Source organism: Burkholderia catarinensis (genome assembly GCF_001883705.2).
In the GTDB taxonomy this organism is placed as follows: domain Bacteria; phylum Pseudomonadota; class Gammaproteobacteria; order Burkholderiales; family Burkholderiaceae; genus Burkholderia; species Burkholderia catarinensis.
On sequence record NZ_MDEQ02000013.1, the window covers coordinates 97,420 to 124,382 of the forward strand.

Annotated in this window: 24 protein-coding genes, 1 tRNA gene and 2 riboswitches; of the genes, 15 read left to right on the forward strand and 10 right to left on the reverse strand. The window is 66.7% G+C overall.

Annotation, left to right across the window (positions count from 1 at the left end):
* Positions 1–140 precede the first annotated feature (140 nt).
* The 4 genes from BFF94_RS21630 to BFF94_RS21645 are packed head-to-tail and all read left to right on the forward strand — an operon-like array spanning position 141 to position 5,021.
* Positions 141–2,477, forward strand: coding sequence for an O-linked N-acetylglucosamine transferase family protein (locus BFF94_RS21630; RefSeq protein ID WP_128850579.1), 2,337 nt, complete (start codon positions 141–143; stop codon positions 2,475–2,477).
* A 42-nt stretch (positions 2,478–2,519) separates the two neighbouring features.
* Positions 2,520–3,668 carry a DegT/DnrJ/EryC1/StrS family aminotransferase gene (locus tag BFF94_RS21635; RefSeq protein ID WP_128850563.1) on the forward strand — a complete coding sequence of 383 codons (1,149 nt, stop codon included), beginning with the start codon at positions 2,520–2,522 and terminating at the stop codon, positions 3,666–3,668.
* Positions 3,665–4,129 (forward strand): GNAT family N-acetyltransferase, encoded by a 465-nt coding sequence (locus BFF94_RS21640; protein ID WP_246637383.1) that lies wholly within the window; start codon positions 3,665–3,667, stop codon positions 4,127–4,129. Before BFF94_RS21635 ends, BFF94_RS21640 begins: the two co-directional genes overlap by 4 nt.
* A 40-nt stretch (positions 4,130–4,169) precedes the next feature.
* Positions 4,170–5,021 (forward strand): class I SAM-dependent methyltransferase, encoded by an 852-nt coding sequence (locus tag BFF94_RS21645; RefSeq protein ID WP_246637384.1) that lies wholly within the window; start codon positions 4,170–4,172, stop codon positions 5,019–5,021.
* 57 nt (positions 5,022–5,078) lie between these two features.
* On the opposite strand, the gene BFF94_RS21650 is transcribed toward BFF94_RS21645, so the two are convergent.
* The 3 genes from BFF94_RS21650 to BFF94_RS21660 all read right to left on the reverse strand — a co-directional run bounded on the left by BFF94_RS21650 (position 5,079) and on the right by BFF94_RS21660 (position 9,633).
* On the reverse strand, positions 5,079–5,774 hold the full coding sequence (locus BFF94_RS21650) for a WbqC family protein (RefSeq protein WP_128850566.1): 696 nt from the start codon (positions 5,772–5,774) through the stop codon (positions 5,079–5,081).
* A gap of 184 nt (positions 5,775–5,958) precedes the next feature.
* Positions 5,959–7,875, reverse strand: coding sequence for a tetratricopeptide repeat-containing glycosyltransferase family protein (locus tag BFF94_RS21655; RefSeq protein ID WP_219139813.1), 1,917 nt, complete (start codon positions 7,873–7,875; stop codon positions 5,959–5,961).
* A 198-nt stretch (positions 7,876–8,073) separates the two neighbouring features.
* The gene (locus BFF94_RS21660) at positions 8,074–9,633 is read right to left on the reverse strand and encodes a TIGR04222 domain-containing membrane protein (RefSeq protein ID WP_128850568.1); all 1,560 of its coding nucleotides are present in this window, start codon (positions 9,631–9,633) and stop codon (positions 8,074–8,076) included.
* A gap of 432 nt (positions 9,634–10,065) precedes the next feature.
* On the opposite strand from BFF94_RS21660, the gene BFF94_RS21665 reads away from it, so the two are divergent.
* Together BFF94_RS21665 and BFF94_RS21670 are read left to right on the forward strand one after the other, a co-directional pair.
* On the forward strand, positions 10,066–10,380 hold the full coding sequence (locus tag BFF94_RS21665; RefSeq protein WP_128850571.1) for a transcriptional regulator: 315 nt from the start codon (positions 10,066–10,068) through the stop codon (positions 10,378–10,380).
* On the forward strand, positions 10,373–10,657 hold the full coding sequence (locus BFF94_RS21670) for a helix-turn-helix domain-containing protein (RefSeq protein WP_128850574.1): 285 nt from the start codon (positions 10,373–10,375) through the stop codon (positions 10,655–10,657). Before BFF94_RS21665 ends, BFF94_RS21670 begins: the two co-directional genes overlap by 8 nt.
* A gap of 92 nt (positions 10,658–10,749) precedes the next feature.
* Here the strand turns inward: BFF94_RS21670 and BFF94_RS21675 are convergent, their stop codons facing one another.
* Both BFF94_RS21675 and BFF94_RS21680 read right to left on the reverse strand, forming a co-directional pair.
* On the reverse strand, positions 10,750–11,079 hold the full coding sequence (locus tag BFF94_RS21675; protein WP_128850576.1) for a helix-turn-helix domain-containing protein: 330 nt from the start codon (positions 11,077–11,079) through the stop codon (positions 10,750–10,752).
* 245 nt (positions 11,080–11,324) lie between these two features.
* Positions 11,325–11,400 (reverse strand) — tRNA-Arg (locus tag BFF94_RS21680).
* Positions 11,401–11,652: 252 nt separating this feature from the next.
* On the opposite strand from BFF94_RS21680, the gene BFF94_RS21685 reads away from it, so the two are divergent.
* The gene (locus tag BFF94_RS21685) at positions 11,653–12,549 is read left to right on the forward strand and encodes a c-type cytochrome (RefSeq protein ID WP_219139814.1); all 897 of its coding nucleotides are present in this window, start codon (positions 11,653–11,655) and stop codon (positions 12,547–12,549) included.
* Positions 12,550–12,656: 107 nt separating this feature from the next.
* Here BFF94_RS21685 and BFF94_RS21690 read toward each other — a convergent pair whose 3' ends face one another.
* Positions 12,657–14,744 (reverse strand): UvrD-helicase domain-containing protein, encoded by a 2,088-nt coding sequence (locus BFF94_RS21690; RefSeq protein WP_128848410.1) that lies wholly within the window; start codon positions 14,742–14,744, stop codon positions 12,657–12,659.
* Positions 14,745–15,021: 277 nt separating this feature from the next.
* Here BFF94_RS21690 and BFF94_RS21695 point away from each other — a divergent pair, with 277 nt between their 5' ends.
* The 8 genes from BFF94_RS21695 to BFF94_RS21730 all read left to right on the forward strand — a co-directional run bounded on the left by BFF94_RS21695 (position 15,022) and on the right by BFF94_RS21730 (position 25,331).
* A complete protein-coding gene (locus tag BFF94_RS21695) occupies positions 15,022–15,729 on the forward strand; it encodes an SGNH/GDSL hydrolase family protein (RefSeq protein WP_219139815.1) in 708 nt (235 codons plus the stop codon).
* A gap of 233 nt (positions 15,730–15,962) precedes the next feature.
* On the forward strand, positions 15,963–17,015 hold the full coding sequence (locus BFF94_RS21700; RefSeq protein ID WP_128846270.1) for an oxidoreductase: 1,053 nt from the start codon (positions 15,963–15,965) through the stop codon (positions 17,013–17,015).
* Between the two features lie 157 nt (positions 17,016–17,172).
* Entirely contained in the window at positions 17,173–17,535 is a 363-nt protein-coding gene (locus BFF94_RS21705; RefSeq protein WP_128846272.1) for a hypothetical protein, read from the forward strand.
* Between the two features lie 113 nt (positions 17,536–17,648).
* Positions 17,649–17,751: riboswitch (glycine riboswitch) on the forward strand.
* Between the two features lie 34 nt (positions 17,752–17,785).
* Positions 17,786–17,922, forward strand: a riboswitch (glycine riboswitch).
* Positions 17,923–18,010: 88 nt separating this feature from the next.
* On the forward strand, positions 18,011–19,129 hold the full coding sequence (gcvT, locus tag BFF94_RS21710; protein WP_128846275.1) for a glycine cleavage system aminomethyltransferase GcvT: 1,119 nt from the start codon (positions 18,011–18,013) through the stop codon (positions 19,127–19,129).
* Positions 19,130–19,244: 115 nt separating this feature from the next.
* Entirely contained in the window at positions 19,245–19,625 is a 381-nt protein-coding gene (gene gcvH / locus BFF94_RS21715) for a glycine cleavage system protein GcvH (protein WP_128846278.1), read from the forward strand.
* 65 nt (positions 19,626–19,690) lie between these two features.
* Entirely contained in the window at positions 19,691–22,618 is a 2,928-nt protein-coding gene (gene gcvP, locus BFF94_RS21720; protein WP_219139816.1) for an aminomethyl-transferring glycine dehydrogenase, read from the forward strand.
* Between the two features lie 151 nt (positions 22,619–22,769).
* Positions 22,770–23,912 (forward strand): alginate lyase family protein, encoded by a 1,143-nt coding sequence (locus tag BFF94_RS21725; protein ID WP_219139817.1) that lies wholly within the window; start codon positions 22,770–22,772, stop codon positions 23,910–23,912.
* A 30-nt stretch (positions 23,913–23,942) separates the two neighbouring features.
* On the forward strand, positions 23,943–25,331 hold the full coding sequence (locus BFF94_RS21730) for an L-serine ammonia-lyase (RefSeq protein WP_128844480.1): 1,389 nt from the start codon (positions 23,943–23,945) through the stop codon (positions 25,329–25,331).
* A gap of 67 nt (positions 25,332–25,398) precedes the next feature.
* Here BFF94_RS21730 and BFF94_RS21735 read toward each other — a convergent pair whose 3' ends face one another.
* The 4 genes from BFF94_RS21735 to BFF94_RS21750 form a co-directional block, all read right to left on the reverse strand.
* Positions 25,399–25,800 carry a type II toxin-antitoxin system VapC family toxin gene (locus BFF94_RS21735; RefSeq protein ID WP_128844478.1) on the reverse strand — a complete coding sequence of 134 codons (402 nt, stop codon included), beginning with the start codon at positions 25,798–25,800 and terminating at the stop codon, positions 25,399–25,401.
* Positions 25,800–26,036 carry a type II toxin-antitoxin system VapB family antitoxin gene (gene vapB, locus BFF94_RS21740; RefSeq protein WP_128844475.1) on the reverse strand — a complete coding sequence of 79 codons (237 nt, stop codon included), beginning with the start codon at positions 26,034–26,036 and terminating at the stop codon, positions 25,800–25,802. Before vapB ends, BFF94_RS21735 begins: the two co-directional genes overlap by 1 nt.
* Positions 26,037–26,220: 184 nt before the next feature.
* A complete protein-coding gene (locus BFF94_RS21745; protein WP_128844472.1) occupies positions 26,221–26,505 on the reverse strand; it encodes a type II toxin-antitoxin system RelE/ParE family toxin in 285 nt (94 codons plus the stop codon).
* Entirely contained in the window at positions 26,502–26,963 is a 462-nt protein-coding gene (locus tag BFF94_RS21750; protein ID WP_128844483.1) for a ParC-related protein, read from the reverse strand. Before BFF94_RS21750 ends, BFF94_RS21745 begins: the two co-directional genes overlap by 4 nt.

Below are 26,963 nucleotides of genomic sequence, written 5' to 3' on the forward strand. Positions count from 1 at the left end.
CGGTACGTCGTCGGCTCGCGGCGACCTGCCGTGGACGCGCTCATCAATCAAACTGACGCGGCTTTTGGCATCATCTCGGTGCATCGGTTCACGGCAACCCTGCAGATAATGATAGCGATCGATTCCCCGTGACCATCGCCATGCCTTCGTCCGATTCATCCATTGCAGCGCAGACGCCCGAGCAGCAACTTGAGCACGATATTGCGCTGGTGCTGCAAAACGCAATCGAGCGCCACCACGCCGGTGCAATCGACGATGCGAAGGCGTTGTATGAAGCGATACTTGGCGCACGGCCCGAACACGGTGATGCGAATTACAACCTCGCGGTTCTGAAAGTCGACACCGGCGATCCAGGTTCGGCCGTTCCGCACTTCGAGATTGCGCTCGGAACGAGTCCGCACAACGGACACTACTGGGTCGGCTACATCAATGCGTTGTTCCACAGCGACCAGACTCCGGCCGCGTGGATTGCAGTCGAGATAGCGCAGCAACGCGGCGTGCACGGCCCCGCACTCGACGGCCTGATTGCGCAGATGGCCGCACCGTCGGTTATGCTCCCGACCGCGCCGGCCGCGCCCGCACCGGCGACGATCGACATAGCGCTGGCGACACCGCCTGCCAACGACGCAGCGCCCGCCACTCCGGCGGCCGGTCGCCCGATTCTTCATCGGGTGCCGCCGCGCAAACTGCAAGCGCACACGGCGCTGTTCAACAAGGGACGCAACGCCGACGCGATCGCGCTCGCCCGCGAACTCGTCGCCGCGTATCCGACCGACGCCGCAAGCTGGCGGGCGCTCACCGTCTCGCTGTATCGCGATCGCCGATATCGCGAAACGATCGATGCCGCGTATCAATTGATCGAACGCCAGCCGGACGACGCGATGACGCGCACGCTGCTGGCCGAGGCGCTGCGTGTGGCCGACCGTGCAACGGAGGCAGAAGCACAGTGCCGCCACATCATCAGCATCCAGCCTGACAACGCGGAAGGCCACCGGATTCTCGGCCTCACCCTGCATAGCCTGCGTCGCCACGACGAAGCGATCGCGGCGTGTCGCCGCGCGACCGAATTGGCGCCGCAGGTCGCATCGATGCACTCCGCCCTTGGTTTTCTGCTGCTCGACCAAGGTGCATCGCTCGAAGCGATTAAATGGTTCCGGCGCGCCGTCGAAATCACCCCGATGGACAGCATCACGCACAGCAGCCTGCTGTTCTGCCTGATTCACGACGATTCCATCGACGACGAGACAGTTCTGCGCGAGCATCGCGCGTTCGCAAGACTGCATGAGGCACGCATCAAGACGGCACCACACGCGAATACGAAGAATCCCGACCGCAAACTGCGCGTGGGCCTCGTCTCCGGCGACCTGTTCAATCATGCAGTCGCCTCGTATCTCTCCCCTGTCGTCCGCCATCTGGCGGATGATCCGGGCTTGTCGCTGCACTTCTATTCGAATCACCTGATGGAGGACGACGTCACGGCGACGTTGCGCGAAAGCGCCGAAACGTGGACCGATGTCACCGTGCTCGACGACAACGCATTCGCCGACAAGATCCGACTCGATCGAATCGATATCCTGGTCGATCTGTCGGGCCATACCGGCCGCAATCGCCTGCCCGCGTTCGCCCGCAAACCGGCGCCGGTCCAGGCATCCTGGATCGGCTATCCGGGCACGACAGGCCTGAACGCGATCGATTATTTCCTGACCGATCGTTTTTTCGCGCCGCCCGGCATGCTCGACTCGCAGTTCGTCGAAAAACTCGTGCATCTGCCTGCAATCGCACCGTTCTCACCGCCGCCGAATTGCCCGCCGGTCAACATATTGCCGGCGCTGCACGCCGGACATGTCACCTACGGCAGTTTCAACCGCCTGAACAAGCTGCGTCCGGAAGTCATTGCGCTTTGGGCCAGGGTGCTGCGTGCCGACCCGCACTCGCGAATGGTGATCGGAGCAATCGGACAGGAGCAGGATCAACGCACCTTCGTCGACTGGTTCTCCGGTGAGGGAATCGACCCGCAACGACTCGCGTTCCGACCGCGCGCTCGCACCTCCGTCTATCTTCAGCAGCATCACCAAATCGACCTGTGCCTCGACACGTTTCCGTACGCCGGCTCGACCACGACGCTCAATGCGCTGTGGATGGGCGTGCCAACCGTGACGATCTCCGGACGCCGACTGCCGAGCCGCGGCAGCGCAGCGTGGCTAAGCCATCTTGGACTAGAACAGTTCGTCGCAAACGATGCCAACGATTTCGTCGACCGCGCGCTTGCGCTGACGAAGGACCTCGATCGAATGAGTGCCTTACGCGCATCCATGCGCGAACGCTGCATGGCGTCGGCTGCGTTCCGGCCCGCGACGGTCGCAGTCGGTCTATCCGCTGCATGGCGCACCATGTGGGCGCGCTGGTGTGCCGGCGAACCGCCTGTATCGTTCGACGCCGAGCCCGTCATGCCGGACACCGTCATCCGGTCTGCCTGACCGACCACGCCGTACGCTTACGCAAGAGGGGATCCGGACATCATGACAGCCAGCCTTCCGGCCGAATCGGTCGCTTCCTTGCTGCCGGAGCGCCTCTACGTCACGCAGCCGCACCTGCCGCCGCTCGACGAATTCATGCCGTACCTCCAGCAGATCTGGGACAGCCGGGTTCTCACCAACGGCGGCCCGTTTCACCAGCAGTTCGAGCGGGCACTGTGCGATTACCTCGACGTGCCTCACCTGTCGCTTTTCGCAAACGGTACGCTCGCGCTCGTCACCGCGCTGCAGGCGATGCGGATCACCGGCGAAGTGATCACGACGCCTTATTCGTTTGTCGCAACGGCACACTCGCTGCTGTGGAACGGCATCAAGCCCGTGTTCGTCGACGTGGATCCCGATTCGCTGAATCTGGACCCGGCGAAGATCGAAGCCGCCATCACGCCGCAAACCAGTGCGATCATGCCGGTGCACTGCTATGGTCGACCGTGCGACGTCGACGCGATCCAGAAAATCGCGGACAACTACAACCTGCGCGTGATCTACGACGCCGCACATGCATTCGGTGTTCACACACCGACGGGCAGCCTGCTGCGGCATGGCGATCTCTCGGTACTGAGTTTTCACGCGACCAAGGTATTCAATACCTTCGAAGGCGGTGCGATCATCTGCCCCGATGCGAAAACGAAGCAGCGTATCGATCACCTGAAGAATTTCGGCTTCGTCGACGAAGTCACGGTCGTTGCGCCCGGCATCAACGGCAAGATGAGCGAGATCAACGCGGCATTCGGCTTGCTGCAGCTTCAGCACGTCGATGCAGCGATCGCGCGCCGTGCGCATATCGATGCCATGTATCGCGACCGGCTCGGCGGGGTGCGCGGCATTCGATGCGTCGAACACGGCAACGGCGTACGGCACAACTACTCGTACTTTCCCATCCTCGTCGACAGCGAATATCCGGTTAGCCGCGACGCGCTTTATCACAAGCTGCGCGCACATGACATCTACGTGCGCCGCTATTTCTATCCGCTCATCTCGGAATTTCCGATGTATCGCGGGTTGCCGTCCGCGCACAAGTCACTGCTGCCGGTCGCCGCGCACGCATCCGAGCGTGTGCTGTGCCTGCCGATCTACCCGGCGCTGCGCGATGAAGACGTCGAACGGATCGCGAGGATCGTCACGGAGGACGCGTGACGTCGCCAGCGGCCGGCGATCTGGCTCCGTCGCCACCCCGCATGTCTGGTGCCGTCGCCTTCAATGAGATACGCGACCTGATCGAGCAGGAACAGGAGCGGAACGCAAACTTCATCCGCAGCGCGCTACCCGCCTACCTCGACAAGCTGGCGGCGCGTGCCGAGTTCGTCGCGGACGGCGAGCACGGCAGTTGCCACGGTTTCGTCGCGTTCTACTGTAACGACTACGCAACGCTGACGTTGTACGTGACCCTGATCCTGGTCTCGCCGACGCATCGTCGCACCGGTCTTGGAGAGCGCCTGCTCGCCAGGACCTTCGAACTCGCCCGTGCGCGAGGCTTCACGCGATGCCGCCTCGAAGTACATCCGGACAACCCCGGCGCCCGCGATTTCTACGCGCGATTGGGCTTCGTGCCGGCCGACGTGCGGCCGAATGCAATCTTGCTCGAACGCCCGCTGTAGTGCGTGCGCCAGCGACACCCGGCGGACTGCCGCATATCGTATGAATCAGCAGAAAGAGATCGTGACCAAGATGAAATGCATGATTTGCGACGCCGAAAGCGACTACTACTTCTCGAAGACGTATACCGAACCGCCGTTTTCCGACTTCATGAAATCAATCGGCACGGTCGACTATCGCAAGTGCAGGCATTGCGGCTTCGTGCAATCCGAAACGCACCGGGCGCTGCCGGAAGACCAATGGGGTGAATTGAACCGGCAGTTTCACCACTACATCGAGAATCCGGACAACGAAGCGAAAGGCAATCAACCGCCGTACGCCGAACAGGCCATGATGCTGGCGCTGCTCGGAAAAAACGGCCTGATTAGTCTGGACAGCATGGTCGATTACGCCGCAGGATACGGCACGTTGAGCAGGATCATGGCCAAATACTACGGTATCGAGCTGCCGATCTTCGATCTTTACGTTCAGGACGACCATTCGGGACGATATATCGATCCGTCCAGCCTGGGTCGTTACAAGACCGTGATCAATTCGGCCATGTTCGAGCACGTGCTGCATCGCAGCGATCTGGATGCCGTCAACGACATGGTCGATCACGACGGCGCGCTGATCATCCACACCGTGGTGTGCGAGCGCGTGCCGAACGATCCCGAGTGGTTCTACCTCCGGCCGCCCGTGCACACCGCGTTTCACACCAACCGGAGCATGAACATCCTGATGGAGCAATGGGGTTACGCGTCGTCTCTCTATTGCCCTCAGGCCAAATGCTGGGTTCTGCTGCGCGACAAGGGCTCCCATGTCGGTGAAACAGTCGCGTCAATCAATCGCGAACTCCAGACCACGTGGTTCCACTACAAGGAAGGATTCGTCGACTATTGGAAGGGGTTCTGATACATCCGCACGGCAGGCCGTTTCCTTTTGTGCAGCCTGGCGCGCAGACCACCATACCTAGATCAGATCGTATTCAGCCAGCATGCACTTCACGTCGCCTGCTGAATTGAACATCAGCAAGTCCACGATAGACAGCCAGGGGACGAACGGCGCGCCGAACTGACGGTATTCGACAGACCGCGACCTGATGAAGCGAAGATCGATTCCGCGCGCGGCGAACTCGTCGCGCGAATACAGATCGACGCCGCCGATCGCATTCACGTAGGTCGTCGCACCTAACGATTCACAGATCGCGAGCACGCGATCCTGTCCCTTCAGAGTGTGATCGGCGTCGATCGACGAAGACACCACGACACGTGTGTCGATGTCGAGACGTTCGACCACCGCGTCGATCGAGCGCCTGATGAACCGAAACAGGTTCGACTCATCCGCCGGAATCACGGATCGCACCAGTTCGAAACCTTGCTCGAAATACGGGGCACGGGCATAGGCGCTCATCAATTGGGCCGAGAGCTTCTCCGGATCGTAGTCGGGCGACACCTCACGTTCGCGTACGTCCAGCGAATCAGAGTCGCGCTTCAAGGGGATGCTGAACAGCGCATCGCTGCCGTTTTGCAGAAAGCGGTTCCGGTTGAACCAGCCCTTTTTGGTGTACTTGATGTTGTCATAGACTACGAACCGGTCCACCGCTTCAATCAATTGAAAGTAGCCGATGTACGGCAGGAAATACGGCTGCATGATTGCGACTTTCATCGTCTCTCCTCTGACGCGCAAGCTAAGCGTCCGACTGGTCATGCTCGACATGAGCCAGTCTCCGGGAACACCGTCCCGCGACCTTCGAGAATACGGCATCGCACTGCTGCGCCATTGCCGAAACAACACGGTCTATCGTCCTCTATTCGAGCCGACCGGAACGCCGCCGGGCCGTGCCGAGGACCTACGCTCCCTGCTTCGCGAAATGCGCGGCAAACGCCCCGCGCATGCGCTCGGCCAACTGAATCCAGCTGTCGTCGCGCCCCCTCCGGAACAGCCGGACCGTGCCGGGATACCACGGCGAATCGTCGCGGTCGTGCATCCAGCGCCAGTCCACGTCCTGATTCGGCAGCAGCACCCAGCAAGGCTTGCCGAGCGAAGCAGCCAGGTGCGCGGTCGACGTGTCGACGCACACCACGAGATCGAGTTGCGCGACGATCGCGGCCGTATCCGCGAAATCGTCGATCTCGGAGCCGAGATGCAGCAACGGCAGGCCGCCCGGCGGCTGACGCGCCTCGTCTTCGCCTTGCCCCTTCTGCAGGCTCACGAAATTCACGCCCGAAACGCTCCACAGCGGCGTCAGCAACGCGAGCGACGGCAGCGAACGATGAGCGTCGTTGTGATGCTTCGGATTGCCTTTCCACACGAGGCCGACGCGCGGGCCCGCCGGCAACGCATCGAGGCGCGCGCGCCAGTGCGCGACGCGGGTCGGGTCGGGTGCGAGCCGCACCGGCGGCGGAATCGAGTCGAGCGTCGTGCCGGCGTGCATCGGCGCGCTCAACAGGCTCGTCCAGCAGTCGAATTCCTGCGCACGCGCCGTGGCCGCGTCGTGATCGAGCACTTCGTCGATGCCGTCGACCGTCTCCATCAGCCGATGCAGCGCGGGCTGGCACGCAAAGACAACGCGCGCCGCGTGTCGCGCCCGAAACTCCACGAAATAGCGGCTGAACTGCAGCATGTCGCCAAGGCCGTCTTCCTGCCACACGAGCAGCGTCTTGCCGGCGAGCGACTCACCTTGCCACTGCGCGCACCGCAGCACCTCGCGCGTGCGGCGATGCACGAACGTCGATTGCTGGTAGCGGGATTCGTAGCGCCGCCAGCCTTCCTCGAACCGGCCGAGGCCGAGCAGCAGCGTCGCCAGCCCGAAACGTGCGTCGTCATAGTCGGCGCGCAGCTCGAGCGCGCGGCGGTACGCGCGTTCGGCGTCGCCGTGGCGGCCGGCATGCGCGAACGTCGTGCCGAGGTTGTAGTGCACTTCGGCCATCTGCGGCGCAAGCGCGAGTGCGCCGGCGAACGCGGCCGCCGCTTCGTCGTGGCGGCCCTGAGCGCGCAGGACGCAGCCGAGATTGTTGTGCGGCTGAGGCAGGCCGGGACGGCAGCGGATCGCATCGCGATAGGCCGCTTCCGCATCGGGCAGACGATCGAGATTCTGCAGCGCGACGCCGAGGTTGTAATGCGCCTCCGGGTGATCAGGGCACAGCGCGATCGCGCGTCGGCTGGCCGCTTCCGCTTCCGGCAGCCGCTGCATGTCGACGAGGATCGCACCGAGATTCGCGTGCGCGAGCGCGTGGTCGGCGCGAACCGCAATCGCGAGGCGGTACGCGAGTTCCGCGTCGGCCTGCCGGCCGAGGGCGCGCAGCACGTTGCCGAGATCGGTCAGCACGTCGGCGGACTGCGGCTCGATCAGCAGCGCCTGCCCGAATACCTGTTCGGCTTCATCGAGCCGGCCGAGCGCTTCGAGCACCTTTCCGAACCGGTGATGGTGCGACGCCCGCGACGGCGTGACGGACGCAAGCTGCTGGCGCAGCAGCGCCTCGGCGTCGGACAGGCGCCCCTGCGACACGAGCAGCGCGCCGAGGCCGTCGTACGGCGGATCGAACGCCGGCATCGCACCGATCGCGCGGCGCCACCAGGCTTCCGCGTCGGCCAGCCGGTTCATGCCGAGCGCACTGACGGCCGCGACGTGCAGCGCCGCAACGACCGGCGCCGGCTGGTCGAGCAGCGGCGCGACGAGCGACAGCGCGTCGGCGAACTGTCCGTTCTGGCACAGGGTCGCGGCGTGTTGAACGGGCACGGAAACGTCGGAAGCAAGCGTCGTCATGGCAGGCTGGGCAAGGCCGCGGCCCGGCCTGCGCGAGGCGCACTGCGCCCGGGCGGCCGGGTCGGCACGGAATAGCGTCGATTGACAGGTTACCGAAGCGTGCACGCCCGCGATGCGGCGATCTGAGCCCATTCCGCGCGGCTGTTCGGGCGATGGGCCGCACCACCCGGCCCGCGGCGCGTGCTACCGGCCGCGCGTTCAGTTGCTCGACGAGCACCCGCCGCAACTGCTCGAACTGCACGAGCTGGAACTGCACGAACTCGATGACGAGCAGCTTGTCCCCGAGTTGCTCGAGCAACTGCTGCTTCCCGATCCGCTCGAACCGCCGGCGCGCGCCGCCGCGGCCCGCATCAACGGTGGCGGCTCCATCAACGCACTCGAATGCACGGCCCACGCGGTGCCGGCCAGCGCTCCCGCGCCAAACAGCGCGGCAGCCCATAGCAATTCGTCCGGCGTTTCTGGCTCGTCGCGGCGCGCGTTCCGGTACGCAGTAAGCGACGCCTGCCCGCCCATCGTCAGGCCGCCGCGCCCGAAGCCGGTCAGGCGCCGCGTGACGATGCGATAGGCGAGCGCAAATGCCGCCATACAGATGACGAGCAACAGGACCGGCCGCCCCCGGCTCAGTCCGACCGCGAGTTTCGCCGCGCCGATGCCGAGCACCAGCAGCGCAATCCCGCGCGCGGCCATGCACGCCGCGCGCATCTCGCCCGGCGCCCAGAACCAGCCGCACCCGCGCAACGCGTCCGCATATCCGGCGGCACGACGCGCCAGAAGCTGCCGGAACGCGCCAAAGCTGACCTCCCCACCCGGTTGTGCAGCCAGCCACTCGCATTCGTCCGCGTATGCGCCGGCGCGCGTCGCGTCGACACTGTGCACGCGCGCCCCCAGTCGCCCCGCCAGCCGAAGGTCGATCGCGCCCGCATGGATGAGCGACAGCGTCGCGACCTGCACGACCCTCGATTCGTCCCCGGCGAGATACGCGACCTCCTCGGCGGTCAGGTTCGACGGCGTTTCGCGAGCATGCGCGCCCCGGCGTCGGCAGCGATATTCGATCCGTTGCAGGCCCGCGATCAGCAGCAGCGCGGCGACGCAGGCCGGGATGTAGAACGCGAGAAACTGCGGCCCCGTGTAATCCAGCACGTTGAAGTCCTGCGCGGACGCGCAAGTCGCGGCGACGCTCGCGGCGGCCGCGGGCCACACGAGTTTCGGTAGCCGGTTGCGCCACGCGCGGCGCACCGTCGCTACGGCCGGGCCGGCCGCGGTGTCCGCCTGAGGCGCTCCCGCGTCGGCCGGCCGGTCGACGGGGCGTGGCCAGATCGATTCGGGCGGCTCGCAGCCGAACAGCCGGCGATAGCTGTCGAGCGTGTCGCGATAGTGCTGCGCGTACACGGCAGCCTCGTCCGGCGCGCCGGTGCCAGGCATGTGGTGCAGCCGCGCGCGCAGCACGTCGGCACAGAACACGTCCCAGTACTCGAGCGTGTATTGCAGGTGGAAATGCCACGCGGCATCGACCGCGACCGACGGCGTGACCGGATGCCCGGCCGCCTGCGCGAGAAACGCGAAACGCTTGTATTCGTCGATCACGGCCAGCGCGTGCGCGTGCGACCAGCCTTCGGCTTCGGCGAGGCGCCGGCTGTACGGCAGCGACGCGTCCGGATCATCGGGGGAATACGCGTGCAGACGCGCGAGCAGCGCCCGCTGCGCATCGGTCTGCGCGCAGGCATCGACTGCGGTCGAGGTAGACGGGATGGCAGCCATCGGGAGTCGGCGCGATGCGCGGACGGCCGCCGCGATCGACGCTTGGAGTTGTCGTTGCGGAGGATTCTCGCATAACGGCGAGACGAGAGAAGAGCGATGCAGAGCAAAGCCGCACCGCACCGGGAAACATCGCGTCGACACGTTTCCTCAACGGGCGCGTGCCATACATTGTCCAACGCACGATGTCCCGGCAATCGCCGTTACGCTGGCGACTCGTGCATCAAACCGAGTCGCCACGCACGGGAAAAAACATTCGGCGCGAAGCCGCTGATGCGCGGTCGGGGCGGCGGTCAACCCGCCCTATCCGCTCGACGCTGCGCCCGCGAACGCCCCGGTCACCTCCGCTGGCCCGGCTCATCCGTCACCGTCCAGCCCCACGGCAAACAAACACTCCCGACTCCCCATCAATACGGCAATGCCGTATGATCGCCCATGTATACGGTTATCGAAACGGAAGTCTTTCAGCGATATGCCGCAGACATCTGGCACGACGGCGAGCGCGAAGCGTTCATCGACTTGCTCGCTAACCACCCGCTTGCCGGCAACGTTATTCCCGGCACCGGCGGGCTTCGCAAGATCCGCTGGTCGCGCGCCGGGATGGGCAAGCGCGGCGGTACACGCGTGATCTATTACAACGTGCTCGACGACGAATGCCTCTGGCTGCTGATCGTGTACACGAAAGCGAAATTCGACGCGCTGCCGGCGCAGTTTCTCAACCGACTGCGCGAGGAGATTGAAAATGGATAAGGAACTCGAACGGTTTCAGGCAGATCTGCTGAAGTCGGTCGGCGACATGAAGGCCCGGCGAGCAGCTCGCGTCACGCGGGTGCGGCCCACCGCTGCCGTGCTCGCACGCGAGAAAGTCGGCCTGTCGCAAAGCGCATTCGCATCGTTGCTCGGCGTGTCGGTACGCACGTTGCAGGACTGGGAACAAGGCCGCCGCGAACCGACCGGCGCCGCCCGGACACTGCTACGCGTGGCCATGCTGCACCCGGAAGCATTGCGGGCGTTGCAGGTCGCGTGACGCAGTTCCCGCACAAGGTCGATCACGACCGTCCGAGGTCGCCCGACGCCCGCTTTTGTCGATGCGCCCAGGTGGCCCGCCAGCCGCTGGCGTCAGAAATCGAGCTGCGCCAGCGTGATGCCGAGCGCGGCCGCGACCTTCCTGCGCATCGGCTTGCGCAGCTTCTCGCGCTTTTCCCGTTTCGCGTAGTCAGATCGGCCGATGCCGATCCGCCGCGCGACCTCGGCCCGCGTGAGCCCGAGATACTCGCGCCACGCGCGCGCGGGCGAGCTTCCGTCGAACACGGCGCGCGTCACGACCTCGTGCGGAACCGGGTCGCGCGTGACGCGCTGCTGCGCGACGTAGTCGGCGTACGGAATCACGACGAAGGCCGGCGCGCCATCCGGGCCGTTGATGATCTGAACAGGGAGTGATTTGCTCATCTGATGCTCGCCGCCCGCGATGGACGCGGCTATGCGTTGTTTCGGTCGATATGTTCAATCGGCGTTTTCAAGCGAGCTTCGAGCGCGTCGAACCGGATCAGCGAAAGGTTTCGCCGGATCGGATGCACACGCGATCGAAAAACGTCACACCGATAACCGCCAATCGGCCGGGATCTTACTGCAAACGGGAGAACGATGGTGCCGATGATGCGGCGAAATTACAGAGAGCCTGAACAGGCATGTTTTGGCGCGCCCGGCTGGGATCGAACCAGCAACCCCTGCCTTCGGAGGGCAGTACTCTATCCATTGAGCTACGGGCGCGTGAGACAGTGAAGCGACCCCAATATACAGGCCGCCCACGATGGGCAAGACGGCAAGGATACCCGGTTTCCAATGACGCGTCCACCTTGCCCGCCGAATCCCCGCCGGGCCGCGCCGCGTGCGGGTAAACACGCGCCATCGCACCGCTCGCCGTGATGTAAACGTTCCGTCTATAATCGTCCGGGCTTCATTGGACTGCCATTTTGCCGTTGCACCGCGCTCACAATTCCTATTCATGGAGACGAGGCAAGCATGAGCGAAGCACCCCACCACGAATCCCCCGTCAAAACTCCCGGGCAGCTGATTGCCGTCATCATCGCGTCGTTCGCGATTCCGATCGTCCTGATCATCCTGCTCGCCAACTATGCGAACCATGCATTCCGTGCCGGCGCCGGCACGGATGCGCTATCCGACGAGCAGGTCGCCACGCGTATCGCACCGCTCGCCAAGGTCGACGTGAAGGACGCCAACGCGCCACGCACGTACAAGACCGGCGAGGAAGTCTACAAGGCCGTCTGCGTGACCTGCCACGGCACGGGCGCCGCCGGCGCGCCGAAGTTCGGCAACAAGGACGACTGGGCGCCGCGCATCTCGCAAGGCTACGACACGCTGCTGAAGACGGCCCTCGCCGGCAAGGGCGCGATGCCACCGCGCGGCGGCACGAGCCCCGACGACGTCAGCGACTATGAAATCGCCCGCGCGATCGTCTATATGGCGAACAACGACGGCGCGAACTTCCCCGAACCGGCCGCACCGGCCGCCAACGCAGCGCAGCCCGCCAGCGGCGCGGCAGGCGCATCGGGCACGGCCGACGCCGCCAGCGCGCAAGTCGCCGCAGCGCAGGCCGCGATCGCCGCGATCCCGAAGGCCGGCGAAACGCCCGCGGCCGCACCGGCCAGCGCCGATGCGGCAACGGCCGGCAAGGCGCTGTACACGTCGACCTGCCAGGCCTGCCACGCGGCGGGCGTGCTCGGCGCGCCGAAATTCGGCAGCAAGGAAGACTGGGCGCCGCGCCTGAAGGACTCGATGGATACGGTCTACAACTACGCGCTGCACGGCAAGGGCGCGATGCCGCCGAAGGGCGGGTCGAGCGCGTCGGATGCCGACGTGAAGGCAGCCGTCGACTACATGGTCAACGCGTCGAAGTAATCACACCCGGCCATCAGAAAAAACCCCCGCGGCGCAGGCGCATCGCGGGGGTTTTGTTTTGCCGGATTACCGAACCGCCGGAACGCCGCGCGCCCGACGGCGCCGCGTCACTTCTGCAGCAACGCCTTCAGGCTCGCGAGCCGGTCCTTCGGCGACATCGGTGCCTCTTCCGGCGTGGGCGGCGGCGCTTCGTCGAGCCCCATCTCGGGGATGAAGCGCGACGGCTCGCACACGACCGTCTCGCGCGCCCGCTTGCGCTTCTTGCACCAGTTCAGATGCAGGCTGCGCTGCGCGCGCGTGATCGCGACGTACATCAGCCGGCGCTCCTCCTCGATCCGCTCGCTGTCGATCGGGCCGTCGTCCTCGCTGCCGCCGCGGTGCGGCATGATGCCTTCCTCGACGCCGACCAGGAACACGTGCGGATACTCGAGCCCCTTCGACGCATGGACGGTCGACAGCCGCACGGCATCCGGATCCTCGTCCTTGCCCTCGAGCATCGACATCAGCGCGACCGTCTGGATCAGGCCGAGCAGGTTCTTGCCCGTATCGGCAAGCCCGTCCGCGTTGTGGAAGCCTTCCGCCTCGCCATCGACGGCGGCCGTCTCGGGCTTGGTGCCCTTGCGCTTCAGCCATTCGAGGAACTCCAGCACGTTCTGCCACTTCGACTGCGCCTGCCGCTCGTCGAACGCGTCGTACAGGTACGCCTCGTAGTGGATCGCCTCCATCATGTCGTCGAGCACGACGGTCGCGGGCTCCTTGTCCGCACGGTCGGTCAGGCGCTGGATGAAGTCGCAGAACATCCGCAGCGGCTCGACCTGGCGCGCCGACAGCCGCGCCTCGATCCCGCCCATGTACACGGCCTCGAACAGCGACACCTTCGCCTGGCCCGCGAACGAGCCGAGCGCTTCGAGCGTCGTGTTGCCGATCCCGCGACGCGGCGTCGTGACCGCGCGGATGAACGCGGGATCGTCGTCGGCGTTCGCGATCAGCCGCAGGTACGCGCACAAGTCCTTGATCTCGGCCTTGTCGAAGAACGACTGGCCGCCCGACAGCACGTACGGGATCCGCTCGCGCCGCAGCACCTGCTCGAAAATCCGCGCCTGGAAGTTGCCGCGGTACAGGATCGCGTAGTCGCGGAACTGCGCGCGCCGCTCGAACTTGTGCGCGGACAGGCGGAACACGACCGATTCGGCTTCGTGCTCCTCGTCGTTGCACGGCGTGACGGTGATCGAATCGCCCATCCCGTGCTCGGACCACAGCTTCTTCTCGAACAGTTTCGGATTGTTCGCGATCACGTTGTTCGCGGCGGTGAGAATGCGTACCGTCGACCGGTAGTTCTGTTCGAGCTTGACCAGGTGCAGCTTCGGGAAATCCTTGCCGAGCTGCGCGAGGTTCTCGAGCGTCGCGCCGCGCCAGCCGTAGATCGCCTGGTCGTCGTCGCCGACCGCCGTGAACGCGGCGCGCGGGCCCGCGAGCTGCTTCAGCAGCTCGTACTGGCACGCGTTGGTGTCCTGGTACTCGTCGATCAGCAGGTAGCGCAGCTTGTTCTGCCAGCGGTCGCGCACCTGCTCGTTCTTCGCGAACAGCTCGGCGGGCAGGCGGATCAGGTCGTCGAAGTCGACCGCCTGGTACGCATGCAGCGTCGCGACGTAGTTGCGGTAGACCAGCGCGGCCTGGTGCTCGTCCTCGTTGGCCGCGATCGCCATCGCCTCATCGGGCATGATCAGGCCGTTCTTCCACAGCGAGATGATGCTCTGGATCTTGCGGATCAGCCCCTTGTCGGTCGTGCCGAGCTGCTCCTGGATCATCCCGAAGCAATCGTCCGAATCCATGATCGAGAACTGCGGCTTCAGGCCGACGTGCTCGGCCTCCTGGCGCAGGATCTGCACGCCCAGCGAGTGGAACGTGCAGACGGTGAGCTGGTTGACGGGCACCTTGCGGCCTTCCTTGCCGGGCGTGGTGAGCGTCTTGCCCTCGAGCAGCTTCGACACGCGCTCGCGCATTTCGGCGGCCGCCTTGTTCGTGAACGTGACGGCGGCGATGTGGCGCGGCTCGAAGCCTTTCGCTTCGATCAGGTGCGCGATCTTCTGCGTGATCACGCGGGTCTTGCCGCTGCCCGCGCCGGCGAGCACGAGACAGGGACCGTCGAGGTAGCGCACCGCTTCGTTCTGGGCGGGATTAAGGCCTGCGGACATGATGGCGGATGGTGTTGCGGTTGACGGCGAAACGCCGGGAGGATGCCGTGCGCGGCAGGCTGGCGAAGCAGGCGGACGCGTGGGCAGGACGCGCATGTTAACACGTCGGCGGCGCGCATTTCGGGAGCGCCGCCGGACGGGGCCGCGCGGGCGGATTGGCCGGCCGCGCCCTGTCCGTGCGGCCAATCCGGCCCCGTTCGCGCTCCGATCGGCCACAATATGCCCTCCCCGGCGCCACTGCGCGCCGGCCCGCCTGAACCGCCACCGGATCGACCTCATGGGATACCCGCTCGCCACCGCCGCCCTCGGCCCGCTGCTGTTCGCGCAGGGGCGCTACGTGCGCCGCGTCACGCCGCGGCTGCCCGAGGCGGCCGGCCCGCGCGACGGCGTTGCCGGCGACGGGCCGCCGCTGCGCGTGCTGGTGGTCGGCGATTCGGCCGCCGCGGGCGTCGGCGTCGCGACGCAGCGCGACGCGCTGTCCGGGCAACTGGCGCGTGCGCTGGCGGCCACGCACCGTGTGAGCTGGAAACTGCTCGCGCGCACGGGCCTGACCACGCAGGAGCTCGTCGACTGGCTCGCCGCCGAGCCGGCCGAGCCGTTCGACGTGGCCGTGACGTCGCTCGGCGTCAACGACGTGACGGGCGGCGTGCCGCCGGCCCGCTGGCAGGCGCAGCAGGCCGAGCTCGTCAGGCTGCTCGCCGCGCGCTTCCGGGTCGGGCACACGATCCTGTCGGCGGTACCGCCGATGGAGCGCTTCCCGGCGCTGCCGCAGCCGCTCGCGTGGTATCTCGGGCTGCGCGCGAAGCGGCTCAATACGACGCTCGCCGGCTGGGCCGCCACGCAGCCGCACTGCACGTTCCTGCGGGTCGACCTGCCGCTCGAGCGCCACCTGATGGCCGCCGACGGCTTCCACCCCGGCGAGGCCGCATGCGGCGTGTGGGCCGCGCAGGTCGCCGCCGCCGTGCTGCAGCGGGCGGCCGCATGACGCGGCACGACGCCCGCGCGCCGGCCGTTCACCATGAGGCCCGGCACGCAATCACGCGCGCACGGCCCGCGGGCCTGCGCAAAATGCCGGCTGCCTTTGCGCACACGCCGCGTCATCCCGTGCGTTTCGCCCGACGCGCCGGTGCAAGCCGCGGCGCCATGCCAAAATAGCCGGTCGTCTTCGCGCCGTCTCGGCGCGCCATCCTTTAGTTTCCTTCGCAACCAGGGATTGCCATGTCGTCATTGCTCAGGATTGGTTTGATGGGTTTCGGTTTCGCCGGCGCGACGTTCCACGCGCCCGTGATCGCCACGAGCGGCCGCACCGAAGTCGCCGCGATCGCGACGGGTCAGCCCGATCGCGCGCAAGCGGCGTATCCGCACGCGCGCGTCGTTCCCGACCTCGACACGCTGCTCGGCCTCGACGACATCGAGTGCGTGGTGATCGCCACGCCGAACGACACGCACTTCACGCTCGCGCGCCAGGTGCTCGAAGCCGGCCGTCACGTGGTCGTCGACAAGCCCGTCACGCTCACCGCCGACGAGGCGCTCGCGCTCGCGCGGCTCGCGAACGCGCGCAGCCGGCTGTTCGCGCCGTTCCACAACCGCCGCTGGGACGGCGATTTCCTCACCGTGCGCCGCATCGTGGAATCGGGCGAGCTTGGCCGGCTCACGTATTTCGCGTCGCACTTCGACCGCTTCCGGCCGACGCCGCGTACGCGCTGGCGCGAGGAGCCCGCCCGCGGCGGCGGCCTGCTGCTCGACCTCGGCCCGCACCTGATCGACCAGGCGCTCGCGCTGTTCGGCTTGCCGGAAACGGTCGCCGCGACCGTCAAGACGCGCCGTGACAACGGCACGGCGCCCGATTTCGTGCACCTGCTGCTCGGCTATCCGGACAAGGATGTCGCGCTGCATGCGAGCGCGCTGGCGGCGATCGAACCCGCGCGCTTCACGCTGCACGGCACGCGCGGCAGCTACCAGAAGTTCGGGCTGGACACGCAGGAGGACCAGCTCAAGGCCGGCCTCACCGCCGACGATGTCGAATTCGGCGGCGGCAACCCGCCCGGCCTGTTGCGCGTGCTCGACGGCGACCTCGAAGTCGAGCGCCCGGTGCCGACGCTCGACGGCCAGTACGCGGAGTTCTACCGCACGCTCGCCGCATCGATCCGCGACGGCGCGCCGTTCCCCGTCACCGCGCAGGACGCCGTCGACGTGATGACGATCATCGAGCTCGCCGCGCAGAGCGAGCACGACGGCCGCCGGCTGCCGTTCGTGCGCCGTACGGTGTGACACCGCGCGCCAGCCGGTTGCGGCCGGCCACGCGCGTGCGCGTGGAGCAGCCGGAACATTCGGTTACAAATGCCGGGGGAACGAAAGTCAGCGTCAGACCGGTCTGATGCGTTTCTCAAAAAAGTCGATCCGACACCAATCCGTCAGGAGAATGTTGATGCAACGGTTGATTCGCGCAGCAGTGTGCTGCGTCCTGGTTTCCTCGCTTGCGGCCTGTATCGTGCAGCCGCAGCAGCCGGTCCGCCCGGCCCCCCCGCCGCGGCCGAATCCGCAGGTCGTCGCGAACGAGCGGATGCAGCAGATCCAGGGCCGGATCGGCAACCTGCACAGCCGCATCGATGCGCGCGTGAATGGCGGCTATTACCCGCCGCCGTACGGCGCACAGCTTCACCACCGCCTCGACGTGATCCGCCAGGAAGCGAACGACATGGCCGCGCAGCACAGCGGCGGCCTGTCCGGCGACGAGCAGCGCGTGCTGAACCAGGAACTCGACACGGCCGCGCGCGCGATCGGCGAGTAACGCACCGGCGCCCGCCGGAGCGGAAAAAGCGGCGGCACCGGTTGCCGCCGCTTGTCGCGAAGCGACATTCTTTTGCTCAAATTGACAATGCCTACCCGCTCGCGTACAGTCGCCCGCACGCGTCGGGAGAGCGTGTGACCGTGTTGTTTCAGCACCGGTTGCGCCGCCGAAGGGGCACACCCGCAAACTCTCAGGCAAAAGGACCGACCGCGTCGGGGAATCCCGTCCGCGCATAGCGCGGGCCACACTCTCCCCGCACTCTGGAGAGCGGCAGTAGCTCGCTGCGCACATGCTGCGCGGGCAAGCTGCCCACCGAAGGGGCGCGCGTTCGCCGGGCTTTGCCCGCAGCAACGCAATCTCTCAGGTATCGAGGACAGAGGGGCATGTACCGGATCGCTTGCAGGCCATTCATTGGCCGCGGCGGTCGGCACATGGCCGTTCTGATCCGCGCGCAAGCGCCTTGCCTGAGGCCTCGATGACTGCACTGAATCACACCCCGCTCAACGCCGCGCACCGCGCGCTCAATGCCCGCATGGTCGACTTCGGCGGCTGGGACATGCCCGTCAACTACGGCTCGCAGATCGAAGAACACGAAGCCGTGCGCACCGACGCCGGCATGTTCGACGTGTCGCACATGTGCGTCGTCGATTTCACCGGCAGCCGCGTGCGCGCGTTCTTCGAGCACGCGATCGCGAACAACGTCGGCAAGCTCAAGACGCCCGGCAAGGCGCTCTACTCGTGCCTGCTCAATCCGCAGGGCGGCGTCATCGACGACCTGATCGTCTATTACTTCACCGAAGAATTCTTCCGCGTCGTCGTCAACGCCGGCACGGCCGAGAAAGACATCGCGTGGTTCAACCAGCTGAACGAGCAAGGCGGCTACGGCGTCACGATCGCGCCGCGCCGCGATTTCGCGATCGTCGCCGTACAGGGCCCGAACGCCCGCGAAAAGGCCTGGGCGACGGTGCCCGCCGCGCGCGCCGCCACCAGCGAGCTGAAGCCGTTCAACGCCGCGCAGGTCGCCGGCACGCCGTTCGGCGATCTCACCATCGCGCGCACCGGCTATACCGGTGAAGACGGCTTCGAGGTAATCGTCCCGGCCGTGCACGTCGAGGCGCTGTGGAACGCACTGCAGCAAAACGGCGTGCGCCCGTGCGGGCTCGGCGCGCGCGACACGCTGCGCCTCGAGGCCGGCATGAACCTGTACGGCCAGGACATGGACGACACCGTGTCGCCGCTCGACGCGGGCCTCGCGTGGACGGTCGACCTCACCGCGCCGCGCGACTTCGTCGGCCGCGCCGCACTTGAAGCAAACGGCACCCGCGCCGCGTTCGTCGGCCTGATCCTGCAGAAGGAAAACGGCAAGGCGGGCGGCGTGCTGCGCGCGCACCAGAAAGTCGTCACGCCGCACGGCGAAGGCGAGATCACGAGCGGCACGTTCTCGCCGTCGATGCAGGAATCGATCGCGTTCGCGCGCGTGCCGGCGGCCGTCCAGGTCGGCGACACGATCCAGGTGCAAATTCGAGACAAGAATCTTCCCGCGCGCGTGGTAAAACTGCCGTTCGTGCGCAACGGCAAGGTCCTCGCTGCGTAACGGCCGGGGGGCCGCCTCCCGGGAAGCCGGGAAATGGCGCCCGGCGAAACCACACCCGGCGCGCCCCGGCGGCGCGCCAGCAGAACGAACCACCTCTTTTATCCAGGAGCATCCGATGAGCAACGTCCCGGCCGAGCTGAAATACACCGAAGAACACGAGTGGATCCGCACCGACGCAGACGGCACGCTGACGGTCGGCATCACCGATCACGCACAGAACACGCTTGGCGACATCGTGTTCCTCGAGCTGCCGGAAGTCGGCAAGACGGTATCGGCAGGCGATGCCGTTGGCGTCGTCGAATCGGTGAAGGCGGCATCCGACATCTACTCGCCGGTGTCGGGCGAGATTGTCGCGATCAACCAGGACGCCGTCGACACGCCGGATTCGATCAACAGCGATGCGTACGCAAGCTGGCTCTTCAAGATCAAGCTCGCGGCCGGCGCATCGACCGACAAGCTGATCGACGCTGCCGCCTACACCAAGCTGATCGACTAACTTCCTTACCCGAACCGCGCGGGGCCGGCCAGCCGCCCCGTCCCGCGCGGGACCAGAGTCACGCCATGAAGCTCGAACACCCGGACCGCCTGATGAACCGCACGCCCCTCTCGCTCGCCGCGCTCGAAACGCACGACGCGTTCGCCGAACGCCACATCGGCCCCGACGCCGCCAGCCAGCAGGCCATGCTCGACACGCTCGGCTTTGCGTCGCGCGCCGCCTTGATCGACGCCGTGATCCCCGCGTCGATCCGCCGTGCCGAAACGCTGCCGCTCGGCCCGTTCGCGCAGCCGAAGAGCGAGGCCGAAGCCCTCGCCGCGCTGCGTGTTCTCGCGGACAAGAACCAGGTGTTCCGCTCGTATATCGGCCAGGGTTATCACGACACGCACACGCCGGCCGTGATCCTGCGCAACGTGCTCGAAAACCCGGCGTGGTACACGGCCTACACGCCGTACCAACCCGAAATTTCCCAGGGCCGCCTCGAGGCGCTCCTGAACTTCCAGCAGATGGTGGCCGACCTCACGGGCCTCGCGATCTCGAACGCGTCGCTGCTCGACGAGGCAACCGCCGCAGCCGAAGCGATGACGCTGCTGCAGCGCGCCGGCAAGCCGAAGTCGAACGTGTTCTACGTCGCCGACGACGTGCTGCCGCAGACGCTCGAAGTGATCCGCACGCGCGCGCTGCCGATCGGCATCGAGGTCAAGACGGGCCCGGCCGCCGACGCCGTGCAGGCGAACGCGTTCGGCGTGCTGCTGCAATACCCGGGCGTGAACGGCGACGTGCGCGACTACCGCGCGCTCACCGAAGCGATCCACGCGGCCGGCGGCCACGTGGTCGTCGCGGCCGACCTGCTCGCGCTCACCGTGCTGACGCCGCCCGGCGAATGGGGCGCGGACGTCGCGATCGGCAACACGCAGCGCTTCGGCGTGCCGATGGGCTTCGGCGGCCCGCACGCCGCGTATCTCGCGGTGCGCGACGAATTCAAGCGCCAGATGCCGGGCCGCCTCGTCGGCGTGACGGTCGACGCGCAGGGCAAGCCCGCGCTGCGCCTCGCGCTGCAGACCCGCGAACAGCACATCCGCCGCGAGAAGGCGACGTCGAACGTGTGTACCGCGCAGGCGCTGCTCGCGATCATGGCCAGCATGTACGCGGTCTACCACGGCCCGCACGGGCTGAAGACGATCGCGCTGCGCGTGAACCGCATCGCGGCGCTCCTCGCCGCCGGCGTGAAGCACCTCGGCTTCGCGACCGTCAACGACACGTTCTTCGACACGCTGACGATCGACACCGGCGCGCGCACCGCGCAGGTTCACGAATTCGCGAAGGCCAGGCGCATCAACCTGCGCCGCGTGAGCGACACGCAAGTCGGCGTGTCGGTCGACGAAACGACGACGCGCGGCGACCTCGCCGATCTCCTCGCCGTGTTCGCGCAGGCCGCGGGCGGCACCGCACCGGCGGTCGATGCGCTGGACGCCGGCCTCGCCGGCGTCGCCGCGCTGCCGGCCGGCCTCGAGCGCACGAGCGCGTACCTGACGCACCACGTGTTCAACCGCCACCATTCCGAAACCGAAATGCTGCGCTACCTGCGCAGCCTGTCGGACAAGGATCTCGCGCTCGACCGCTCGATGATCCCGCTCGGCTCGTGCACGATGAAGCTGAACGCGACGTCGGAAATGCTGCCGGTCACGTGGCCCGAGTTCGGCGGCATCCACCCGTTCGCACCGGCCGAGCAGACCGTCGGCTACCGCGAGATGATCGACCAGCTCGAGCAGATGCTCGTCGCGGCCACCGGCTACGCAGCCGTGTCGCTGCAGCCGAACGCGGGCTCGCAGGGCGAGTACGCGGGCCTCTTGATCATCCACGCTTACCACGCATCGCGCGGCGAAGCCCATCGCGACGTGTGCCTGATCCCCGCTTCCGCGCACGGCACGAACCCGGCCTCCGCACACATGGCCGGCATGAAGGTCGTGGTCGTCGCGTGCGACGCGCAGGGCAACGTCGACATCGCCGACCTGAAGGCGAAGGCCGACCAGCACGCGAACGACCTCGCGGCAATCATGATCACGTATCCGTCGACGCACGGCGTGTTCGAGCAGAACGTCCGCGAGATCTGCGAGATCGTCCATGCGCACGGCGGCCAGGTGTACGTCGACGGCGCGAACATGAACGCGATGGTCGGCCTGACCGCGCCGGGCCAGTTCGGCGGCGACGTGTCGCACCTGAACCTGCACAAGACCTTCTGCATCCCGCACGGCGGCGGCGGCCCGGGCGTCGGCCCGGTCGCGGTCGGCGCGCACCTCGCGAAGTTCCTGCCGAACCAGCGTTCGACCGGCTACGCGCGCGCGGAAGACGGCATCGGCGCGGTGTCGGCCGCGCCGTACGGCTCGGCGTCGATCCTGCCGATCTCGTGGATGTACATCGCGATGATGGGCGCGAAGAACCTGACCGCCGCCACCGAAATCGCGATCCTCAACGCGAACTACATCGCGAAGCGCCTTGCGCCGCACTACCCGGTGCTGTATTCGGGCCCGGGCGGGCTGGTCGCGCACGAGTGCATTCTCGACCTGCGTCCGATCAAGGAATCGAGCGGCATCAGCGTCGACGACGTCGCGAAGCGCCTGATGGACTACGGCTTCCACGCGCCGACGATGAGCTTCCCGGTGCCGGGCACGCTGATGGTCGAGCCGACCGAATCGGAATCGCAGGAAGAACTCGACCGCTTCATCGCCGCGATGATCGCGATCCGCGAGGAAATCCGCGCGGTCGAGGAAGGCCGCGCCGACCGCGAGGACAACCCGCTGCGTCACGCGCCGCACACGGCGGCCGTCGTCACCGCGAACGAATGGCCGCACGCGTACTCGCGCGAGCAGGCCGCGTACCCGGTCGCATCGCTCGGCACGAACAAGTACTGGCCGCCGGTCGGCCGCGCGGACAACGTCTACGGCGACCGCAACCTGTTCTGTTCGTGCGTGCCGATGTCGGAATACGCATAACACGCGCCAGGCCCGGAGCCGTCCGATGGTGATCGCACCGCACGCAACCCCGTGTTGCGTGCGGTTTTTGCGTTCGACGGGCGAACCGGTTCACGTTCGTCCGCCAATCCGGCTAACATCACACGCGATCCAGCCAATGAAGGAGTTCCGCATGGTGCGTCCGATGTTTCCGGGCCATGGTGCAATGCCGGGGCGGCCGCGCACGCGCGCGCGCCGGTTCGTGCCGATGCTCGTCGCATCGCTGTCGTTTGCCGCCGCCGGCCTCGGCGCGGCCGGCAGCGCGCGCGCGGCGATGAATTTCTGCGCGGCGCCGGCACTGCAGGCGAGCGAGACGACGCAGGCCGAGCCGGGCGTGCAGGCGCTGATCCGCAGCGTCGACGCACGAATCGGCGAGCAGCCGAAGGCGATGGCGCGCGTGCACACCGAGGGCACGCTGCCGCACGAAGGCATCTACGACCAGAGTGCCGCCGCGCTGAAGGACCTCGACCTGATGCGCGACGCGGCGCTCGCGTGGCGCGTGACGAACGCGCCGCGCTACCTGCAGCTCGTCGACCGCTTCCTGTCCGCGTGGGTCTCGACCTACCAGCCGAGCTTCAACCCGATCGACGAGACGCGCTTCGACAGCCTGATCGTCGCGTACGACATGACCGCCAGCGCGCTGCCGGTGAAGACGCGCAACGCGACGGCCGCGTTCATCGCGAAGCTCGGCGCCGGCTATGTCGCGCAGATCGACGCGCAGAAGCGCCCGCTCACCGGCACGTGGCGCAACAACTGGCAGAGCCACCGGATCAAGCTGATCGCGCTGTCCGCGTTCACGCTCGGCGACCGCAGGATGATGAACGCCGCGCAGCGGCTGTTCGTCGAGCATCTGGCCGACAACATCGGCCCGGACGGCAAGACCTGGGATTTCGAGGAACGCGATGCGCTGCATTACGCGGTGTACGACCTGCAGCCGCTGGTGACGGCCGCGCTCGCCGCGCGCCGCTTCAACCGCAACTGGCTGCGCGAGCGCGGCGCCAACGGCGCGACGCTCGCGGCCGCGCTCGACTGGCTCGTGCCGTACGCGCTCGGCGAGAAGACCCACGAGGAATTCGTGAATTCGCCGGTGCCGTTCGATGCGAAGCGCCGCGAGGCCGGCCTGCCGGGCTACACGGGGCAGTGGGACCCGAAAAACGCCACCGAACTCTTTCATCTGGCCGCGCGGCTCGACGGGCGCTATGCCCGTGTCGCGCAGCAGCTTTCCCCAACGCCGCCCGCATGGCTCGCCGCGTGCCTGCCTTTGCAGGCGCGCTAGCACTATTCTTATAGCAAGGCAGGTATAAAAATGGCAGTCAGCGTGTTTGACCTCTTCAAGATCGGCATCGGGCCGTCCAGTTCGCATACGGTCGGACCGATGCGCGCGGCGCTGATGTTCGTGCAGGGCCTCGAGCGCGACGGGATGCTCGACGCGACGGCCCACGTGAAGGTCGAGTTGTACGGCTCGCTCGGCGCCACCGGCAAGGGCCACGGCACCGACCGCGGCGTGATGCTCGGCCTGCTCGGCGACGCGCCCGACACCGTCGATCCCGAGACGATCGACGCGCGGCTGGAAGACGTCCGCAAGTCGAAGCAGCTCGCGCTGCTCGGCACCCATCCGGTGCCGTTCGTGCTGAAGGAGAACATCGCGTTCTACCGCCAGGCGCTGCCCGAGCATCCGAACGGGATGAAGCTGCGCGCGAGCGACGCGAACGGCGCGGTGCTGGTCGAGCGCACGTACCTGTCGGTCGGCGGCGGCTTCGTCGTGACGGCCGGCGCGCCGAACACGAAGGTGCTGAGCGCGGCCGAGCAGATGACGCACCCGTTCCGCACCGGCGCCGAGCTGCTCGCGCTGACCGAATCGACCGGCAAGTCGATCGCGCAGCTGATGTGGGAAAACGAGCGCACGTGGCACACCGAGGAACAAACGCGCGACGGGCTGCTGAAGATCTGGGCCGTGATGCAGTCGTGCGTGTCGCGCGGCTGCGGGATCGGCAACCCCGATGCCGACGGCAACCTGCCCGGCCCGTTCCAGGTCAAGCGCCGCGCGCCGCAGTTGTACCGCACGCTCACAGGCAGCCCGGAGCGCGCGCTGCAGGACCCGCTGTCGATGATCGACTGGATCAACCTGTACGCGATCGCGGTCAACGAGGAAAACGCGGCCGGCGGCCGTGTCGTCACCGCGCCGACCAACGGCGCGGCCGGCATCATCCCGGCCGTGCTGCACTACTACACGCGCTTCACGCCCGGCGCGAACGAACAGGGCGTGATCGACTTCCTGCTGACCGCCGCCGCGATCGGCATTCTTTACAAGCTCAACGCGTCGATCTCGGGCGCGGAAGTCGGCTGCCAGGGCGAAGTGGGTGTCGCCTGCTCGATGGCGGCCGGCGCGCTCGCGGCCGTGCTCGGCGGCACGCCGCACCAGGTCGAGAACGCGGCCGAGATCGGCATGGAGCACAACCTGGGCCTCACCTGCGACCCGGTCGGCGGGATGGTGCAGATCCCGTGCATCGAGCGCAACGCGATGGCGTCGGTGAAGGCCGTCAACGCGGCGCGCATGGCGCTGCGCGGCGACGGCTCGCACTACGTGTCGCTCGACTCCGTGATCAAGACGATGCGCGAGACGGGCGCCGACATGAAGACGAAGTACAAGGAAACCTCGCGCGGCGGGCTGGCGGTGAATATCGTCGAGTGCTGATGCGAGGTCTGACGGTAACGCGGGGCGGATCGACGTCCCGACTTACCGTCGAACGTAGCCTCGGACACTAATCGTTCAGCCAGTTCTCCAACCGCAACCCCGGATAGCTGACGAAATCCCGCTCGTTGTTGGTCACGAGGACGACATCGAGCGACACCGCATGAGCGGCGATCAATTTGTCGAGGTGGTCCTTCTTCCGCTCGCGGGTTGCCTCGCGGACCGGACCATACGCTTGCGCAGCCCCGACGTCGAACGGCGCAACCGGAATATCGTCGATCAGCGCGGCAAGATTGCGACGCTCGCGGGCAGGACTCGCACACACGGTAACGCCGGACTCGAGTTCGGCATAGGTGATCGCCGACATCACGACGTCTCCGGTGTAACACTGCGCGAACCGCCTCGCGACCTGCTCCGGCTGATTCTTCATCAAATAGATGCACATGTTGGTGTCGAGCATATAGCGCGGCATCACAAACCCTCGCGATCGGCCTGCTCTTGGTCACCCCGCCCTTCGGCCATGAAATCCGGCCCGAATTTCGCAAATTTCTCGAGTACGTGGGTCAACGGCCGCCGCGTCGGCCGAATACGGATTTCGTCACCGACGCGCTCGATTTCCAGTTCGATATCGCTGCGCTCGTAAGCAAGGTCCGCAGGAATTCGCACGGCCTGTGAGTTGCCGTTCCGAAATACCCTCGTGGTATGCATGTTGATCTCCCCCATTCGGATGTACAGTGGATGTACATCATATCAAGCAGCTGGCGATGTAAATCCATGTACATCGTCCTTCATCCCCGCATCGATTCGCACGCGAACGCCGACACGCCGGTCTCTCCGTGCCGGACTTGACCCCATCCGTGCCCCGTTGAGCGGGCCGGCGGTGAATATTGCATTACGGCCACTGCCGTCGCGCATGCAATACGCGGAGGATCTCCACGATGCCGTCGGCGGGCCGGATGCGATATACGAGCACATAGTTCGGCGCAACCACCAACTCGCGCGTGCCCGCCACCCGCCCTTGCCGATACAGCTCGGCATGGGCCGGCAACGCCGCCGCCCTTTCTTCCAGCAGTTCGTCGAGTTCGAGCGCGGCCAGCGGGTCGTCCTCGCCGATGTAGTCCATGATCGCGGCGCGATCCTCGTAGGCCTTCGGATTCCAGTGCAGCGCGAGGGTCAAGAAGCTTCCCCGCGCCTGCCCGCGAGTCGCTGACGCAGCGCCGCACGGCGCGACGCAAAGTCGGCGCCGACCTCGGCGTCGGGAATCGACGCACGCGGATCGTCCAGCGCCTGCTGTACCTGCTCGCGAAACCAGCGATCATGGGCCGCTGCCTCGTGTGCCGCCTTCAACGCGGCTGCGCGATCGGGCCGGGTCGTCCGGCCGGCCGCATCCGGGTCGAATGCCGACGCGTCCACATCGAACCGGCTGATGCCGAGGTCGCGCAGAAAGCCGACCAGCGTTTCAAAACGGCGAAACACCCGCACATCGCCGCGCTTGGCCGACAGGAACCGTTCGTGCGTACCGCAACGGGCCGAGATCGCCCACCCATTGCCGCAACCGACCACGCGGGCCGCGCGTACGGCGCCGGCTTCGATCAGTTCCGTCAGCGTCTTTTGGTCAATCGTTTCGGTTGCCAT

What these genes read in the sequence shown, in the direction of transcription:
- BFF94_RS21630 (WP_128850579.1), top strand. Translation starts at nt 141, where the DNA reads ATGCCTTCGTCCGATTCATCCATTGCAGCGCAGACGCCCGAGCAGCAA.
- BFF94_RS21635 (WP_128850563.1), top strand. Translation starts at nt 2,520, where the DNA reads ATGACAGCCAGCCTTCCGGCCGAATCGGTCGCTTCCTTGCTGCCGGAG.
- BFF94_RS21645 (WP_246637384.1), top strand. Translation starts at nt 4,170, where the DNA reads ATGAATCAGCAGAAAGAGATCGTGACCAAGATGAAATGCATGATTTGC.
- BFF94_RS21650 (WP_128850566.1), bottom strand. Translation starts at nt 5,774, where the DNA reads ATGAAAGTCGCAATCATGCAGCCGTATTTCCTGCCGTACATCGGCTAC.
- BFF94_RS21655 (WP_219139813.1), bottom strand. Translation starts at nt 7,875, where the DNA reads ATGACGACGCTTGCTTCCGACGTTTCCGTGCCCGTTCAACACGCCGCG.
- BFF94_RS21660 (WP_128850568.1), bottom strand. Translation starts at nt 9,633, where the DNA reads ATGGCTGCCATCCCGTCTACCTCGACCGCAGTCGATGCCTGCGCGCAG.
- BFF94_RS21665 (WP_128850571.1), top strand. Translation starts at nt 10,066, where the DNA reads ATGTATACGGTTATCGAAACGGAAGTCTTTCAGCGATATGCCGCAGAC.
- BFF94_RS21670 (WP_128850574.1), top strand. Translation starts at nt 10,373, where the DNA reads ATGGATAAGGAACTCGAACGGTTTCAGGCAGATCTGCTGAAGTCGGTC.
- BFF94_RS21675 (WP_128850576.1), bottom strand. Translation starts at nt 11,079, where the DNA reads ATGAGCAAATCACTCCCTGTTCAGATCATCAACGGCCCGGATGGCGCG.
- BFF94_RS21685 (WP_219139814.1), top strand. Translation starts at nt 11,653, where the DNA reads ATGAGCGAAGCACCCCACCACGAATCCCCCGTCAAAACTCCCGGGCAG.
- BFF94_RS21690 (WP_128848410.1), bottom strand. Translation starts at nt 14,744, where the DNA reads ATGTCCGCAGGCCTTAATCCCGCCCAGAACGAAGCGGTGCGCTACCTC.
- BFF94_RS21695 (WP_219139815.1), top strand. Translation starts at nt 15,022, where the DNA reads ATGGGATACCCGCTCGCCACCGCCGCCCTCGGCCCGCTGCTGTTCGCG.
- BFF94_RS21700 (WP_128846270.1), top strand. Translation starts at nt 15,963, where the DNA reads ATGTCGTCATTGCTCAGGATTGGTTTGATGGGTTTCGGTTTCGCCGGC.
- BFF94_RS21705 (WP_128846272.1), top strand. Translation starts at nt 17,173, where the DNA reads ATGCAACGGTTGATTCGCGCAGCAGTGTGCTGCGTCCTGGTTTCCTCG.
- gcvT (WP_128846275.1), top strand. Translation starts at nt 18,011, where the DNA reads ATGACTGCACTGAATCACACCCCGCTCAACGCCGCGCACCGCGCGCTC.
- gcvH (WP_128846278.1), top strand. Translation starts at nt 19,245, where the DNA reads ATGAGCAACGTCCCGGCCGAGCTGAAATACACCGAAGAACACGAGTGG.
- gcvP (WP_219139816.1), top strand. Translation starts at nt 19,691, where the DNA reads ATGAAGCTCGAACACCCGGACCGCCTGATGAACCGCACGCCCCTCTCG.
- BFF94_RS21725 (WP_219139817.1), top strand. Translation starts at nt 22,770, where the DNA reads ATGGTGCGTCCGATGTTTCCGGGCCATGGTGCAATGCCGGGGCGGCCG.
- BFF94_RS21730 (WP_128844480.1), top strand. Translation starts at nt 23,943, where the DNA reads ATGGCAGTCAGCGTGTTTGACCTCTTCAAGATCGGCATCGGGCCGTCC.
- BFF94_RS21735 (WP_128844478.1), bottom strand. Translation starts at nt 25,800, where the DNA reads ATGCCGCGCTATATGCTCGACACCAACATGTGCATCTATTTGATGAAG.
- vapB (WP_128844475.1), bottom strand. Translation starts at nt 26,036, where the DNA reads ATGCATACCACGAGGGTATTTCGGAACGGCAACTCACAGGCCGTGCGA.
- BFF94_RS21750 (WP_128844483.1), bottom strand. Translation starts at nt 26,963, where the DNA reads ATGGCAACCGAAACGATTGACCAAAAGACGCTGACGGAACTGATCGAA.